The sequence below is a fragment of the Streptomyces seoulensis genome (assembly GCF_004328625.1).
GTDB classification, from domain to species: Bacteria; Actinomycetota; Actinomycetes; order Streptomycetales; family Streptomycetaceae; genus Streptomyces; species Streptomyces seoulensis.
Window position 1 is genome coordinate 5,383,290 of the sequence record NZ_CP032229.1, and the last position, 14,549, is coordinate 5,397,838.

General features: G+C 72.7%; 13 protein-coding genes. 8 read left to right on the top strand and 5 right to left on the bottom strand.

Translation table 11 applies throughout. The features are described 5' to 3' along the window. Positions 1-13: 13 nt before the first annotated feature. A complete protein-coding gene (locus D0Z67_RS24690; RefSeq protein WP_031183826.1) occupies positions 14-1,504 on the bottom strand; it encodes a M1 family metallopeptidase in 1,491 nt (496 codons plus the stop codon). Positions 1,505-1,677: 173 nt separating this feature from the next. Here D0Z67_RS24690 and D0Z67_RS24695 point away from each other — a divergent pair, with 173 nt between their 5' ends. From D0Z67_RS24695 to D0Z67_RS24710, 4 genes are all read left to right on the top strand, one after another. Next, positions 1,678-3,621, top strand: a complete 1,944-nt coding sequence (locus tag D0Z67_RS24695) for a Xaa-Pro dipeptidyl-peptidase (RefSeq protein WP_031183825.1) — start codon at positions 1,678-1,680, stop codon at positions 3,619-3,621. 66 nt (positions 3,622-3,687) lie between these two features. Further along, positions 3,688-4,515 carry an MOSC domain-containing protein gene (locus D0Z67_RS24700; RefSeq protein ID WP_031183824.1) on the top strand — a complete coding sequence of 276 codons (828 nt, stop codon included), beginning with the start codon at positions 3,688-3,690 and terminating at the stop codon, positions 4,513-4,515. A 136-nt stretch (positions 4,516-4,651) separates the two neighbouring features. Continuing rightward, entirely contained in the window at positions 4,652-5,674 is a 1,023-nt protein-coding gene (locus D0Z67_RS24705; RefSeq protein WP_031183823.1) for a hypothetical protein, read from the top strand. Between the two features lie 13 nt (positions 5,675-5,687). After that, positions 5,688-7,328, top strand: coding sequence for an ABC-F family ATP-binding cassette domain-containing protein (locus D0Z67_RS24710; protein WP_031183822.1), 1,641 nt, complete (start codon positions 5,688-5,690; stop codon positions 7,326-7,328). A 49-nt stretch (positions 7,329-7,377) separates the two neighbouring features. Here the strand turns inward: D0Z67_RS24710 and D0Z67_RS24715 are convergent, their stop codons facing one another. Then, positions 7,378-9,786 carry a Tex family protein gene (locus tag D0Z67_RS24715; RefSeq protein WP_031183821.1) on the bottom strand — a complete coding sequence of 803 codons (2,409 nt, stop codon included), beginning with the start codon at positions 9,784-9,786 and terminating at the stop codon, positions 7,378-7,380. A 93-nt stretch (positions 9,787-9,879) separates the two neighbouring features. Then, entirely contained in the window at positions 9,880-9,999 is a 120-nt protein-coding gene (locus D0Z67_RS30445) for an LPFR motif small protein (RefSeq protein ID WP_254641675.1), read from the bottom strand. A 147-nt stretch (positions 10,000-10,146) separates the two neighbouring features. Between D0Z67_RS30445 and D0Z67_RS24720 the strand changes: the two genes are divergently transcribed. Beyond that, complete coding sequence (locus D0Z67_RS24720) at positions 10,147-11,040, top strand: GlxA family transcriptional regulator (RefSeq protein ID WP_078873677.1); 894 nt, start codon at positions 10,147-10,149, stop codon at positions 11,038-11,040. Positions 11,041-11,068: 28 nt separating this feature from the next. Next, a complete protein-coding gene (locus D0Z67_RS24725; RefSeq protein WP_031183819.1) occupies positions 11,069-11,704 on the top strand; it encodes a DJ-1/PfpI family protein in 636 nt (211 codons plus the stop codon). Here the strand turns inward: D0Z67_RS24725 and D0Z67_RS24730 are convergent. Beyond that, positions 11,691-12,446, bottom strand: coding sequence for an enoyl-CoA hydratase/isomerase family protein (locus D0Z67_RS24730; RefSeq protein WP_031183818.1), 756 nt, complete (start codon positions 12,444-12,446; stop codon positions 11,691-11,693). The two genes, D0Z67_RS24725 and D0Z67_RS24730, sit on opposite strands and share 14 nt — an antisense overlap. A gap of 110 nt (positions 12,447-12,556) precedes the next feature. On the opposite strand from D0Z67_RS24730, the gene D0Z67_RS24735 reads away from it, so the two are divergent. Together D0Z67_RS24735 and D0Z67_RS24740 are read left to right on the top strand one after the other, a co-directional pair. Continuing rightward, positions 12,557-13,141 carry an HdeD family acid-resistance protein gene (locus D0Z67_RS24735; protein WP_031183817.1) on the top strand — a complete coding sequence of 195 codons (585 nt, stop codon included), beginning with the start codon at positions 12,557-12,559 and terminating at the stop codon, positions 13,139-13,141. A 230-nt stretch (positions 13,142-13,371) separates the two neighbouring features. Next, the gene (locus tag D0Z67_RS24740) at positions 13,372-13,866 is read left to right on the top strand and encodes an ATP-binding protein (RefSeq protein WP_031183816.1); all 495 of its coding nucleotides are present in this window, start codon (positions 13,372-13,374) and stop codon (positions 13,864-13,866) included. Positions 13,867-13,881: 15 nt separating this feature from the next. Here D0Z67_RS24740 and idi read toward each other — a convergent pair whose 3' ends face one another. Then, entirely contained in the window at positions 13,882-14,475 is a 594-nt protein-coding gene (idi, locus tag D0Z67_RS24745; RefSeq protein ID WP_031183815.1) for an isopentenyl-diphosphate Delta-isomerase, read from the bottom strand. Positions 14,476-14,549: the final 74 nt, after the last annotated feature.

Consider the following 14,549-nt stretch of genomic DNA (forward strand, 5'->3'; position numbering starts at 1 on the left):
CCTAGGACGAGGCTCAGTGCGCGTGCACGTCGTTCGTCGCCTCGATCTTCTTCCACGACTTCGGCTGGGCGGCCTTCGCCGTCAGTGACCGGGCCGACGAGGCCGAGCCCCGCGCCTCCGGCTTGGACGGCTGGAACAGCCAGGTGTCGAAGAGCGCGGCCAGCGGCTTGCCGGACACCTGCTCGGCGTACTTCTGGAAGTCGGCCACCGAGGCGTTGCCGTAGGCGTGCTCCTTCGGCCAGCCCTTCAGCAGGGCGAAGAAGGCGTCGTCGCCGATCTTCTCGCGCAGCGCCTGCACGGCCAGCGCGCCCCGGTCGTAGACCGCGAGGTCGAACTGCGCGTCCGGGCCCGGGTCACCGGGCTTGACGGTCCAGAACGGGTCGTCCGCCGGGTGCGAGGCGTACACGTAGTCCGCCAGCTCGCGCGTGGTGCCCTCGCCCTCGTGCTCGGACCAGAGCCACTGCGCGTACCGGGCGAAGCCCTCGTTGATCCAGATGTCCTTCCAGCCCTTGAGCGACACGTCGTCGCCGTACCACTGGTGGGCCAGCTCGTGCACGACCACCGAGGTGTTGGAGCCGGCCGCGAACTGCTTGGGGCTGTAGTAGACGCGGGTCTGGGTCTCCAGCGCGTACCCGGTGGTGGTGTTCGGGACGTACCCGCCCGCCGAGGAGAACGGATACGGCCCGAAATAGCCGCTCAGCCAGTCCACCAGCTCACCGGTGCGTTCCACGCTGGCCCGCGCCGCGCCGTCGTTCGCGCCGAGGTCCTTGCTGTACGCGTTGACGACCGGCACCCCGCCCTCGGAGGTGGACGTGGTGATGTCGAACCGGCCGAGCGCGAGGGTGGCCAGATAGGTCGCCTGCGGCTTGTCCTGGCGCCAGTTGTAACGGGTCCAGCCCAGCTTCGAACTGGTCGACGCCAGCGTGCCGTTGGAGATCGCCTGGGTGCCGTCCGGCACCGCCACCGACACGTCGTAGGTGGCCTTGTCGCTGGGGTGGTCGTTGCTCGGGAACCACCACCAGGCCGCCTCGGGTTCGTCCGCCGCGACGGCGCCGTCCGGGGTGCGGTGCCAGGTGTTGAAGCCGTACGCGCTCTTCGTGGACGGCACCCCGCTGTAGCGGACGACCACGGTGACCTGCGTGCCCTTGGCCAGCGGGGTCTTCGGCGTGACCACCAGCTCGTGCTCGCCGGACCTGGTGAACGCGGCCTTGACGCCGCCCACCCGCACCTCGCTGACGTCCAGCAGGAAGTCCAGGTCGAAGCTGGACAGGTCCTGCGTGGCCTTGGCCAGGATGGTCGCGGTGCCCTGCAGCTCGTCCGTCTTCGGCTGGTACTGGAGCCTCAGGTCGTAGTGCGAGACGTCGTAGCCGCCATTGCCGTACTGCGGGTAGTAGGGGTCGCCGATGCCCGGGGCGCCGGGGGCGGACGACGCGGCCGATGCCGGGATCGCCAGCAGGAGGGAGGCCGCGGCCAGGGCGCCCGGCGCGAGGATTCTGCGGTGCACGTCAGCTCCAAGTCTTCTGGACAGGAAGTCTGTTCGGAGCCTATTCAGTCCCGGCCGCTCCTGGCGTGTCCACGACCGCTGCTGTCACACGATCGCCATTCAGCCGTCACGCGTCCCGGTGACCACCGAAAGGCCCTCTTCTGTACGGGAGTTGCCGGAGGTAGCGTCCGCCCATGCCGATTCGCTCGCTCTGGAGAACCCTCGCGGTCCTGGCCGTCGGTGCGCTGACGGCCGTCCTGCTCGCCCCGACCGCCGCCCAGGCGGCACCGCGCGAGAGCAGGCCCGTCTACTCGTACGCCGACGCCGTCCGTGAGTCCGTCTGGGTGGACACCGGCCTGGACGAGGACGGCGACGGCCGCACCGACCGCGTCGCCGCCGACATCGTCCGCCCCTCCGAACCCGCCCGCGCGGGCCGCAAGGTGCCCGTCATCATGGACGCCAGCCCCTACTACTCCTGCTGCGGACGCGGCAACGAGAGCCAGCTCAAGACGTACGACGCGCAAGGCCACGTCGTGCAGATGCCGCTCTTCTACGACAACTACTTCGTGCCGCGCGGCTACGCGTTCGTCGGGGTCGACCTGGCCGGCACCAACCGGAGCGACGGCTGCGTGGACGTCGGCGGCCGCTCCGACATCGGCTCCGCCAAGGCCGTCGTGGACTGGCTCGGCGGCCGGGCCCGCGCCTACACCAGCCGCACCGGAGGGACCCGGGTCAAGGCGAGCTGGACCACCGGCGCCACCGGCATGATCGGCAAGAGCTGGGACGCCACCATCGCCAACGGCGTCGCCGCCACCGGCGTCAAGAACCTCAAGACCATCGTCCCGATCAGCGGCATCTCCTCCTGGTACGACTACTACTTCGCCCAGGGCGCCCAGCTCTACGACGGCGGCCCCGACGACCTCGCCGGGTACGTGGAGCGCGAGGGCGTCCACTGCGCGGCCGTGCAGAAGAAGCTCGCCGACGGCAGCCCCGAATCCGGCGACTGGACCCGGCTGTGGACCGAGCGGGACTACGTGAAGGACGCCGGGAAGGTCCGCGCCAGCGTCTTCCTGGTGCACGGCATGCAGGACCTCAACGTCCGCACCAAGCATTTCGGACAGTGGTGGGACGCGCTGGCGAAGCACGGCGTGGAGCGCAAGATCTGGCTCTCCCAGACCGGCCACGTCGACCCCTTCGACTACCGGCGCGCCGCCTGGGTCGACACCCTGCACCGCTGGTTCGACCACGAGCTTCTCGGCTACGACAACGGCATCGACCGCGAGCCCATGGCCGACATCGAGCGCCACCCCGACCGGTGGACCACCTCCGCCGTCTGGCCCCCGCGCGACACCCGGACCACCACGCTGTACCCGGCCCGTGGCAGCGCGCCCGGCGTCGGCGCCCTGGGCCTCCACCGCGCCCCCGGCACCGAGACCTTAACCGACGACCCGAGCCGGAGCGATACCGACTGGGCGGCCGACCTCACCAGGTCCACGCCCGACAAGGCCGCCTTCATCACCCCGGCCCTCACCGGCCCGCTGCGGATCTCCGGCTCCTCCCGGGTGACCGTCACCGTCACCCCGAGCACCGCCTCGGCCCACCTGTCCGCCGTCCTGGTCGACCTCGGCCCGGACACCATCCGCGACTACGCCGACGGCGGCGAGGGCATCACCACCCTCACCGACCGCACCTGCTTCGGGGAGAGCACGGCCGGGGACAGCGCCTGCTTCAAGGCGACCGCCGCGAAGACGGCCGCCGTGGGCGCCACCGTCGTCAGCCGGGGCTGGGCCGACCTCGGCCACCACGCCTCGCTCGCCAAGGGCGTCCCGCTCACCCCCGGCCGCGCCTACACGATGACCCTCGACCTCGCCGCCACCGACCACGTCGTCCCCAAGGGCCACCGGCTGGCCCTGGTCGTCGCGGGCACCGACAAGGACCTCATCGAACCGCCCTCCACCCGCCCCACCCTCACCCTGGACCTCGCCCGCACCACCGCCCGGCTCCCGCTCACCGGCGGCCCGGCCGCCCTGGACCGCGCCACCACCGCACCGCCCGCCGGGCGCACCCTCACCGTCGTCGGCACCCCGCGCTGCCTCACCGGCCACGGCGACGGCTGCGCCGGGGGCCGGCAGAGGTAGACACCGGACCGGGCGAGGGTGCGACGATGGCACCCTCGCCCAGGTCACCGGTCGGTCGGAGTGCTCATGCCAGTCGTCACCGAGCTGACGTACTACCCCGTCAAGGGCTGCGCCGGCGTACCCGTCGACCAGGCGCGGCTGACGCCCGCCGGGCTCGCGCACGACCGCAGCTTCATGGTGGTCAGCGAGGAGGGCGTGTTCCGTACCCAGCGGCGCGACCCCCGGCTGACCCTGATCCGGCCGGGCGTCACCCACGACGGCGCTCGACTCACGTTCCACGCGGACGACTTCGAGCCGCTCACCATTGATGTCGACGCGTCCGGCGCCGCCCGGGCCGTCGAGCTGTTCGGCACCGCCTACCGGGGGATCGACCAGGGTGACACGGTGGCCGGCTGGCTCTCCTCGGTGCTCGGCGCACCCAGCCGGCTGGTGCGGGTACCGCCCGACCACGACCGGGTGACCGACGGCCGCACACCGGGCACCTCCGGGTACGCCGACAGTTCCGCCGTGCACCTCATCTCCCGCGCCACGCTCGCCCTGCTGAACCGGAAGCTCGGGGAACGCGGCGCGGAGCCGCTGCCGATGAACCGCTTCCGCCCCAACATCGTCGTCGACGGCTGGCCCGAGCCGCACACCGAGGACCGCGCCCACCACCTCACCCTCGGCTCGGCCGAACTCGGCTACACCAAGCTCGCCGTCCGCTGCGCCGTCACCATGGTCGACCAGGACACCGCCGCCCGCTCCGGCCCCGAGCCCCTGCGCACCCTCGCCGGCTACCGCCGCGCGGACCGGGGCGGGGTCGTCTTCGGCGCCAAGTACGCCGTGCTGCGCCCCGGCAAGGTGTCCGTGGGGGACGAGGTGGTCGTCGGGGAGTGGGGAGAGCCGGAGAGGTAAGCGGCGGTACGGCCCGTACGCCCTCGACCACGCGTACGCCCGCCCGCCGGAGGGGGCCGGTCCCGGGCGGGCCGGGGCGGGGAGGCGAGCGCCTGTGCGGACCGCTGCCCGTGCCGTACGCGGGAATACTCATCTCATGTCACCCGTCTACGCCACCTTCGGACTGGAACCGGCGACCCGCGTCGGCGCCGTGCTCGCCGACGGCGGTTACCAGGTCCACCGCGACTTCGTGGACTTCGTCGTCGACGGCAGCCCGCTGCTGTTCCGGCTCGCCGACCTCGACGCCGTGTCGCCGCTCGCCTCCGACCTCCCGCCCGCCGTGCTCGACGCCCAGGTGCGCGCCCTGCTGCTGGAGGACGAACCCCCGCTGCCCGGCGGCCGGTTCGTGCTCTACGGCTGCCCGGAGTGCGCCGACCTGGGGTGCGGTGCCGTCACCGTCGTCATCGAGCGGGACGGCGACGACTACCGCTGGCGGGACTTCGCCTGGCAGACCGGCGAACACGTCGACCTCGACCGCGACGGCTACCACGGCACCGGCCCCTATCGCTTCCACGGCCCGGCCTACCGTGCCGCCCTCACCGCCCTGTTGGACGGCACCCCCGCCGGCCCGTCGCACCGGGTACTGCTCATCGGCCCCCGCGTCGGCCTCCTCGCCAAGCTCGCGGCCGCGCTGCGCGGGATCGGCATCGGCGCCGACATCGCCCCGGACGCCACCGACGTCCCCGACGAGGAACTCCGCTCGTACGGAGCCGCATTGACCGTCTCGGGGGCTCAACGGGAGGCCCTGCGCGAGACGTTCGCGCGGACCGGTACCGCCCTCGTGGACGCGCCCGCCCCGGTCCTCCCGGTCCTCGTCGCCCAGCTCCAACAGGCCCTCGACCGGGCCCCGGGAGAGCGCCGCCGCCTCACCGCGCTGACCGCGACCCCGGACGCCGCCGAGGTCGAGGTGAGCGCGCCGGGCCGCGTCCAGCTCACCGCGTACCGGGTCGACCGGCTCCGCCGCACCCAGGCCCGTACCGTGCTGGACGCCGTGCTCGGTCCCGGGCACCACCGGCTGCCGCTGGACCCGAGGACCGTCAGGGGCGAGGCGTACCTCGTGGCCCGCACCTCCGGCGGGGTGCTGGTGACTGCGGTCCGGGGCACGTCGGCCCGCGACTAAAATCGGCGTCCTGATGACTGCCACCCTCGTCGCCAAGAACCTCGCCGCCGGCCACGGCGACCGCTCCCTCTTCACCGGGCTCGACCTCGTCGTCGCCCCCGGGGACGTGATCGGGCTGGTCGGCGCCAACGGCGCGGGCAAGTCCACGCTGCTCAGGCTCCTCGCCGGGCTCACCGCGCCCGAGGAGGGCGAGCTGCGGCTCTCCCCGCCGACCGCGACCGTCGGCCACCTCCCGCAGGAGCCGGAGCGCAGGGAGGGCGAGACCGTGGGCGGGTTCCTGGCCCGCCGCACCGGCGTCGCCGAGGCCCAGCGCACCATGGACGAGGCCACCCAGGCCCTGGTCGACGGCGCGCCCGGCGCCGACGACGCGTACGCCACCGCGCTGGACCGCTGGCTTGGCCTGGGCGGCGCCGACCTGGAGGAACGTGCCCAGGACGTGACCGGCACCCTCGGTCTCGCCGTCGGCCTGGACCGGCCCATGACCTCCCTGTCCGGCGGCCAGGCCGCCCGCGCCGGACTCGCCTCCCTGCTGCTCTCCCGCTACGACGTCTTCCTGCTGGACGAGCCCACCAACGACCTCGACCTCGACGGCCTGGAGCGGCTGGAGCGCTTCGTCGGCTGCCTGCGCGCGGGCACCGTCGTCGTCAGCCACGACCGCGAGTTCCTCACCCGCACCGTCACCAAGGTCCTCGAACTCGACCTGGCCCAGGGGCAGATCAACCTCTACGGCGGCGGCTACGCGGCCTATCTGGAGGAGCGGGACGTGGCCCGCAGGCACGCCCGCGACGACTACGAGGAGTACGCCGACAGGCGCGCCGCCCTCCAGGACCGGGCGCAGACCCAGCGCTCCTGGATGGACAAGGGCGTCAAGAACGCCCGGCGCAAGGCGGGCGGCGACAACGACAAGGTCGGCCGCAAGTTCCGCAGCGAGTCCAGCGAGAAGCAGGCCGCCAAGGCCCGGCAGACCCAGCGCATGATCGAGCGCCTGGACGTGGTGGAGGAGCCGCGCAAGGAGTGGGAGCTGCGCATGGAGATCGCCGCCGCCCCGCGCTCCGGCGCCGTGGTGGCGACGCTGCGGGACGCCGAGGTCCGGCGCGGTGACTTCACCTTCGGCCCGGTCTCGCTCCAGATCGACTGGGCCGACCGGATCGCGGTCACCGGGGCCAACGGCGCGGGCAAGTCCACCCTGCTGGGCGCGCTGCTCGGCCGGGTCCCGCTGGACTCCGGTGACGCCACGCTGGGCTCCGGGGTGCTGGTCGGCGAGGTCGACCAGGCCCGCAAGCTGTTCCACGGCTCCGAGTCGCTGCTCGACGCCTTCCAGGCCGCCGTCCCGGACACCGAGCCGGTCGAAGTACGCACCCTGCTGGCCAAGTTCGGGCTCAAGTCCGACCACGTACTGCGCCCCGCCGCGTCCCTCTCGCCGGGCGAGCGCACCCGTGCCGCCCTCGCCCTGCTCCAGGGCCGGGGCGTCAACCTGCTGGTGCTGGACGAGCCGACCAACCACCTCGACCTGCCCGCCATCGAGCAGCTGGAGTCGGCGCTCGACGCCTACGAGGGCACGCTCCTGCTGGTCACCCACGACCGGCGGATGCTGGACGCGATCAAGGTGACCCGCCGCCTGGAGGTCGCGGACGGCAAGGTGACCGAACGCTGAACCCCGCTTCCGGCCCGGCGTCGACGCCGGGCCGGAAGCGGGGCAGGGGTCAGCGGCGGCCCTTCTTCGGGTCGACCAGACCGGCGCGGCGCAGCGCGTCCGCCATGGCGCTGTTGGCCGGCGCGGGGGCGGGGCGGCCGCCCCGGTCCTTGCCGCCGCCGTTCCCACGGCCCTGGCCGCCCTGACCGCCTTGGCGCCGGCCCTGACCGCTCTGGCCCTGACCGCCCTGGCCCTGGCGCTGCTTGGGCGGGCGCGCGCCGCCGCGCTCCTGCGGGGCCGCCTCGTCGTCCAGCCGCAGCGTCAGCGCGATCCGCTTGCGCGGGATGTCCACGTCCAGGACCTTCACCTTGACGATGTCACCCGGCTTGGCGACGTCGCGCGGGTCCTTGACGAACGTCTTCGACATCGCGGACACATGCACCAGGCCGTCCTGGTGGACGCCGATGTCCACGAACGCGCCGAAGGCGGCCACGTTCGTCACCACGCCCTCCAGCACCATCCCGGCGGACAGGTCGGAGATCTTCTCCACGCCCTCCTTGAAGGTGGCCGTCCTGAACGCCGGACGGGGGTCGCGCCCCGGCTTCTCCAGCTCCTTCAGGATGTCGGACACGGTCGGCAGACCGAAGGTGTCGTCCACGAAGTCGTCGGCCCGCAGCGAGCGCAGCACACCGGTGTTGCCGACCAGCGAGGCCACATCCTGCCCCGTGGTCTTCACCATCCGGCGCACCACCGGGTACGCCTCCGGGTGCACGCTGGAGGAGTCCAGCGGGTCGGTGCCGCCCCGGATGCGCAGGAAGCCCGCACACTGCTCGTACGCCTTCGGGCCCAGCCGGGACACCTTCTTCAGCTGCGCGCGCGAGGTGAACGGGCCGTTCTCGTCGCGGTGCGTCACGATGTTCTCCGCCAGCGTGGCGGAGATGCCGGACACCCGCGAAAGCAGCGGCACGGACGCGGTGTTGACGTCCACGCCGACGCCGTTCACACAGTCCTCGACCACCGCGTCCAGCGAGCGGGACAGCTTCACCTCGGAGAGGTCGTGCTGGTACTGGCCGACTCCGATCGACTTCGGGTCGATCTTCACCAGCTCGGCCAGCGGGTCCTGCAGACGCCGGGCGATGGAGACCGCGCCGCGCAACGACACGTCCATGCCGGGCAGTTCACGCGAGGCGTACTCCGACGCCGAGTACACCGACGCGCCCGCCTCGGAGACCATCACCTTGGTGAGGTTCAACTCCGGGTGCTTGGCGATGAGTTCGGTGGCCAGCTTGTCGGTCTCGCGGGAGGCGGTGCCGTTGCCGATGGCGACCAGGTCGACCGTGTACTCCTTGGCCAGCCGGGCCAGCTTGGCGATCGCCTCGTCCCACTTGTTGGCGGGCACGTGCGGGTGGATCACATCGGTGGCGACGGCCTTGCCGGTCGCGTCGACCACGGCGACCTTCACCCCGGTACGGAAACCGGGGTCCAGGCCCAGCGTGGCACGGGTGCCGGCCGGGGCGGCCAGCAGCAGGTCGCGCAGGTTGGCGGCGAACACGTCCACCGCCTCGTCCTCGGCGGCCGTACGCAGCCGCAGCCTGAGGTCGATGCCGAGGTGCACCAGCAGCCGGGTGCGCCAGGCCCAACGGACCGTGTCGCCAAGCCACTTGTCACCGGGCCGGCCCCGGTCCGCGATGCCGAACCGGTTCGCGACGATGCCCTCGTACGAGGACCTGCCCTCCGTGGGCTCCTCCGGCTCCAGGACGAGGTCGAGGACCTCCTCCTTCTCGCCGCGCAGCATCGCCAGAACGCGGTGCGAGGGAAGCGCGGTGAACGGCTCGGTGAAGTCGAAGTAGTCGGCGAACTTGGCGCCCGCCTCCTCCTTGCCGGCCCGCACCTTGGCGGCCAGCCGGCCGCGCGTCCACATCCGCTCGCGCAGCTCACCGATCAGGTCGGCGTCCTCGGAGAACCGCTCCGTCAGGATCGCCCGCGCGCCCTCCAGCGCGGCCTGCGCGTCCGCGACGCCCTTGTCCGCGTCCACGAACGCGGCCGCGGCGGCCGCCGGTTCCACCGACGGATCGCTCAGCAGCCCCTCGGCCAGCGGCTCCAGCCCGGCCTCCCGCGCGATCTGCGCCTTGGTGCGCCGCTTCGGCTTGTACGGCAGGTAGATGTCCTCCAGGCGCGCCTTGGTCTCGGCACCCCGGATGCGCTCCTCCAACTCGCCGGTGAGCTTGCCCTGCTCGCGCACCGACTCCAGGATCGCGCTCCGGCGCTCCTCCAGCTCGCGCAGATACCGCAGCCGCTCCTCGAGGGTACGCAGCTGCGCGTCGTCCAGGAGTTCGGTCGCCTCCTTGCGGTAGCGGGCGATGAAGGGCACCGTCGAACCGCCGTCCAGCAGCTCCACCGCGGCCTTCACCTGCCGCTCCCGTACGCCGAGTTCCCCGGCGATCCTGCTTTCGATGGACCCTGTGAGGGGTGTCGTCACGATCCCGTACCGCCTTCTGACGCCGAACGTTGCGCGGCAATTGTGGCAGGTGGCGCGGAGATGCGGACGACAGGGCGCACCGGGCGCCCCGTGTCAGGCCCGGCCGCTGGAGGCCCCGCCGAACAGTCGGGCGAGCGCCCGGAACGGCAGGGTGACGACAGTGGCGATCGCCCCGCCTATCTGGCGCAGCACATCGGCGATGGCACGGAACATGAGAGAACTCCAATCCACCCGGCGGGGTTGCCCGGTCCGCCCCGGGTACCCCGGCACTGTTTCCGTACGCCGGATGCGTCCGGCCGATCTCACAGCTGGTTCCGGCCGGCGGATCGGTCGGCGGACACGGGTGGCAGGAAAGGTGGGGTGTCCGTCATTGCGGCCACGCCGGGGCCCGCCGAAGAATTGTCCGTATGCCGAAGCCCCCGCGCACCGTGCGGCCCGGTGCGCACCTCCAGCGGCCTGATGCTGGTACCCGATCTGGCACTCACCTCCGCACCCGACCCGCACGCCCTGCTGGTTCCCGGCGGTGCGGGCACCCGCCGTCCGGATCCGGCGCTCGTGGAGTGGCTGCGCGCCCGCGCACCGGGAGCGACGCGCCTGGTCTCCGTGTGCACCGGCGCCCTCCTGCTCGCCGCCGCCGGACTGCTCGACGGCCGCCGCGCCACCACACACTGGGCGTACTGCGACCGGCTGGCCCGCGACCACCCGGCCGTCACGGTGGAACCGGAGCCGATCTATGTGCGCGACGCACATGTGGCCACCTCGGCCGGCGTCACCTCGGGCATCGACCTGGCACTGGCGCTGGTGCAGGAGGACCTGGACCGGGAGACCGCGCTCACCGTCGCCCGCCACCTCGTGGTCTTCCTGCGCAGACCCGGCAACCAGGCGCAGTTCAGCGCCCAGCTCGCCGCGCAGACCGCCTCCCGCGAGCCGCTGCGGGAGGTCCAGCGCTGGATCACCGAGCACCCCGAAGCCGACCTCTCCGTCGACGCCCTCGCCATCCGCGCCAGGCTCTCCCCGCGCCACTTCGCGCGCGCCTTCACCGCCGAGACCGGCACCACACCGGGCCGCTACGTCGACCGGGTCGGGCTGGAGCACGCCCGCAGGCTCCTGGAGGACACCTCCGCCTCGGTCGAGAAGGTCGCCCGCGCGAGCGGCTACGGCACCCCCGAAGCCATGCGCCGCGCCTTCGTCAAGGCACTCGGCACCGCCGCGACGGAGTACCGCCGCCGCTTCCACCCCGTGCTCCCGCGCTGACCTCGGCGCACCCGTCGAAAGGACCGTCATGCAGATCGCCGTCGTCCTCTACGACCGTTTCACCGCCCTGGACGCGGTCGGACCGTACGAGATGCTGGCCCGCACACCGGACACGGAGACCGTGTTCGTCGCCGAGCAGGCCGGGCCTGTGCGCACCGACACCGGCAAGCTCGCCCTGGTCGCCGACCGTTCCCTGGCCGAGGTGACCAGCCCCGACGTGCTGGTGGTGCCGGGCGGGCCGGGCCAGAGCGCGCTGATGGAGCACGGCCCGCTCCTGGACTGGCTGCGCGAGGTGGACGCCACCAGCACCTGGACCACCTCGGTGTGCACCGGCTCGCTGCTGCTGGGGGCCGCCGGACTGCTTCAGGGCCGCCGCGCCACCTCGCACTGGCTGGCCGTCGGGGAACTGACGCGCCTGGGCGCCGAACCCGTGAGGGAGCGCGTGGTGACCGACGGCAAGTACGTCACGGCCGCCGTGGTGTCCGCCGGGATCGACATGGGCCTCACCCTGCTCGGCCGGCTCGCGGGCGACGAGTACGCCCAGGCCGTGCAGCTCGCCAACGAGTACGACCCGCACCCGCCCTACGACGCCGGTTCACCGGACAAGGCGCCCGCCCACCTGGTCGACGCCCTGCGCGAGCGGAGCCGGTTCATCCTGTCTTAGGCACGCCCCAGGTGAAGCGGGGTTCCCGGCGCTCCAGGAAGGCGGTCACGCCCTCCTCGGTGTCGGGGGAGGCGAGGGACTGGGCGGTCCAGTGGGCGTCGCGGCCGGTGCGGCCGTCGGCGTACTCCTTGGCGGCGGCCTGGGTGAGGAGGGAGCGGGTGGCCAGGGTGGCGGTGAGGGCGGCGACGCGCTTGTCCAGGTCGCCCTCCGGCAGCACCTCGTCCACCAGGCCGGTGCGCAGCGCGCGGTCGGTGCCGATCAGCTCGGCCGAGAACAGGAGGTACTTCGCGGTGGCCGGGCCGACCAGGGACACCAGACGGCGGGTGGAGGAGGCGGGGTAGACGATGCCGAGCCGCGCCGGGGTGACGCCGAACAGCGCGCCCTCCTCGGCCAGCCGGAGATCGCAGGCGGCCGCGAGCTGGGCCCCGCCGCCCACGCAGTGCCCCTTGACCGCGGCGAGCGTCGGCTTGGGGAACGCGGCCAGCGCCTCCTCGGCGGCCACCGCGAGACCCTGCGCCTCGGTGGGCGAACCCCGCAGCGTGGAGATGTCCGCGCCCGCGCAGAAGGTCCCGCCCGCCCCGGTGAGCACCAGCGCGCGCACCCCGGGATCGACGGCCAGTTCCGCCAGCAGCAGGGGCAGCGCCCGCCACATCGCGGCCGTCATGGCGTTGCGCTTGGCCGGGTGGCGGATGACGACGGTGGCGACGCGGTCGGCGACCTCGTGCGACAGCTCGGGCTCCATGCGGCGGATGCTATCCGCGGGCGCCGGTCCCGGCCGGGTGAGTTAGCTCGCACCACCCGAGGGACAAAAGGAGAGAAGAACAGCAAACAGGGGCGATCAAGGAGGCGGCGATGGCCAGATCCGGCAAGACCGGGGCGAGGGGCGCGAGGGGACTGAGCCGGAGTTTCAGCTGGCTCGCGGTGCTCGGGGTGATCCTGGTGATCGCCGGGATCGTCGGCCTGGTGTACACCGGGGTGGCCACCCTGACCTCGATGATCCTCTTCGGCTGGCTGCTGCTGATCGGCGGCGTGGTGGGCCTGCTGCACGCGGTGCAGGCGCGCGGCACCAACTTCTTCTGGCTCGGTGTCATCGTGGCCGCGCTGAACATCGCCGCCGGGATCGTCGTCATCCGGATGCCGCACGCGGCCGCCGACGCCCTGACCATGTTCGCCGCGCTGCTGTTCCTCGCGGCCGGCCTGTTCCGGCTGGCCGGCAGCCTGATCGTGCGCGGCCCGCAGTTCGGCTGGACCCTGCTGCTCGGCGCCTTCGACCTGCTGCTCGGCATCCTGGTGCTGGTCAGCTGGCCGGGCAGCAGCCAGTACGTCATCGGCTGCTTCTTCTCGCTGGCCCTGCTCTTCGACGGCCTCGGCCTGATCGCCGCCGGGTACGGGGGCCGCCGGGTGGTCGGCATGATGGGCGAAGGGACCACCGCCTGAGACTCCGCCGTCCCGGCGCCCCGTACAGACTTGACCAACCCGTACAACCTGAATAGTTCTCGAACCGGACGCCGGGGCGACAGATACGGTCATCGGCGCGACCGCACCGTACGGATGCGGTCGTAACCGTTCGATACCCGCTGACTTGTGTTCAGTCCTCCGGTGCGGACCCCAGCGTTACCAACACTCGACGTGTGGTGACAATCGAGCGCGAGGGTGGCGACCGGACGATGGACAACCACGGGCGCGGAGGTGTGCCGCGCCCCTCGGAGGGCGCCGAGCGCCCGCCCGGACCCCTGCCGTACGAGGGAGTGTGGCGGTTCACCGCCCCCGCCGTGGACGCCTCGGTCCCGCAGGCCCGGCACGCCGTACGGGATCTGCTGCTGCGCCAGGGCGTACCGGTCGCGGACGAAGTGGTGGACGGGCTGCTGCTGATCGTCTCCGAGCTGGTCACGAACGCGGTCAAGCACGCGGCGCTGCTCTCCCCGATGCTCGGGGTCGAGGTGGCCGTCGGCGCCGAGTGGGTCCGGATCTCGGTGGAGGACAACCACCCCTACCGGCCCACCGCGCTGGAGGCCGACCACGGCCAGACCGGCGGCCGGGGCCTGCTGCTGGTGCGCGAGGTGGCGCGCGAGGCGGGCGGCGCGGTCGACGTGGAGCACACGGCGAGCGGCGGCAAGGTGATCTGGGCCGCCCTGCCGCTCAAACCCGCGCTGCCCGGATGAGGGTCCCGCCGGGGCCTACCAGCCCGCGGCAGACCCCGTCAGCTCCTTGATCGCCGGACGCGCCGCGTCCAGCACCGTCATGAACCACGCGGAGAACGGCTCCCGCTCGTGCCGCTCCGCCAGCTCGGCCGCCGTCACGAAGGCGGTCCCGCCGACCTCCTCCGGGTCCGGCGCGAGCGTCTGCTGCACCAGGCCGACGAAGAGGTGGTTGTACTCCTGCTCCACCAGGCCCGACGCCGGGTCCGGGTGGTTGTAGCGCACGGTGCCCGCCTGGGCCAGCAGCGAGGGCGAGACCCCCAGCTCCTCGTGGGTGCGCCGGGCCGCCGCCGCGAACGGCGCCTCACCGGGGTAGGGGTGGCCGCAGCAGGTGTTGGACCAGACACCGGGGGAGTGGTACTTGCCGAGCGCCCGCTGCTGCAGCAGCAGCCGGCCGCGCTCGTCGAAGAGGAACACCGAGAACGCCCGGTGCAGTTGGCCCGGCGGCTGGTGGGCGGCCAGCTTCTCCGCGGTGCCGGTCGTCACGCCGTTCTCGTCCACGAGTTCCAGCAGAATCGGCTCCGCGGTGCCGTTCGGCGAGCTGTGCGTCTCGGTGGCTGGTGTGATCGGCATACCCATCCTTCACGTCGGTCTTCGCACCCCAAGTCTGCCGTACGAAACCGGCACTCCCGGCACTTCGCGGCCCG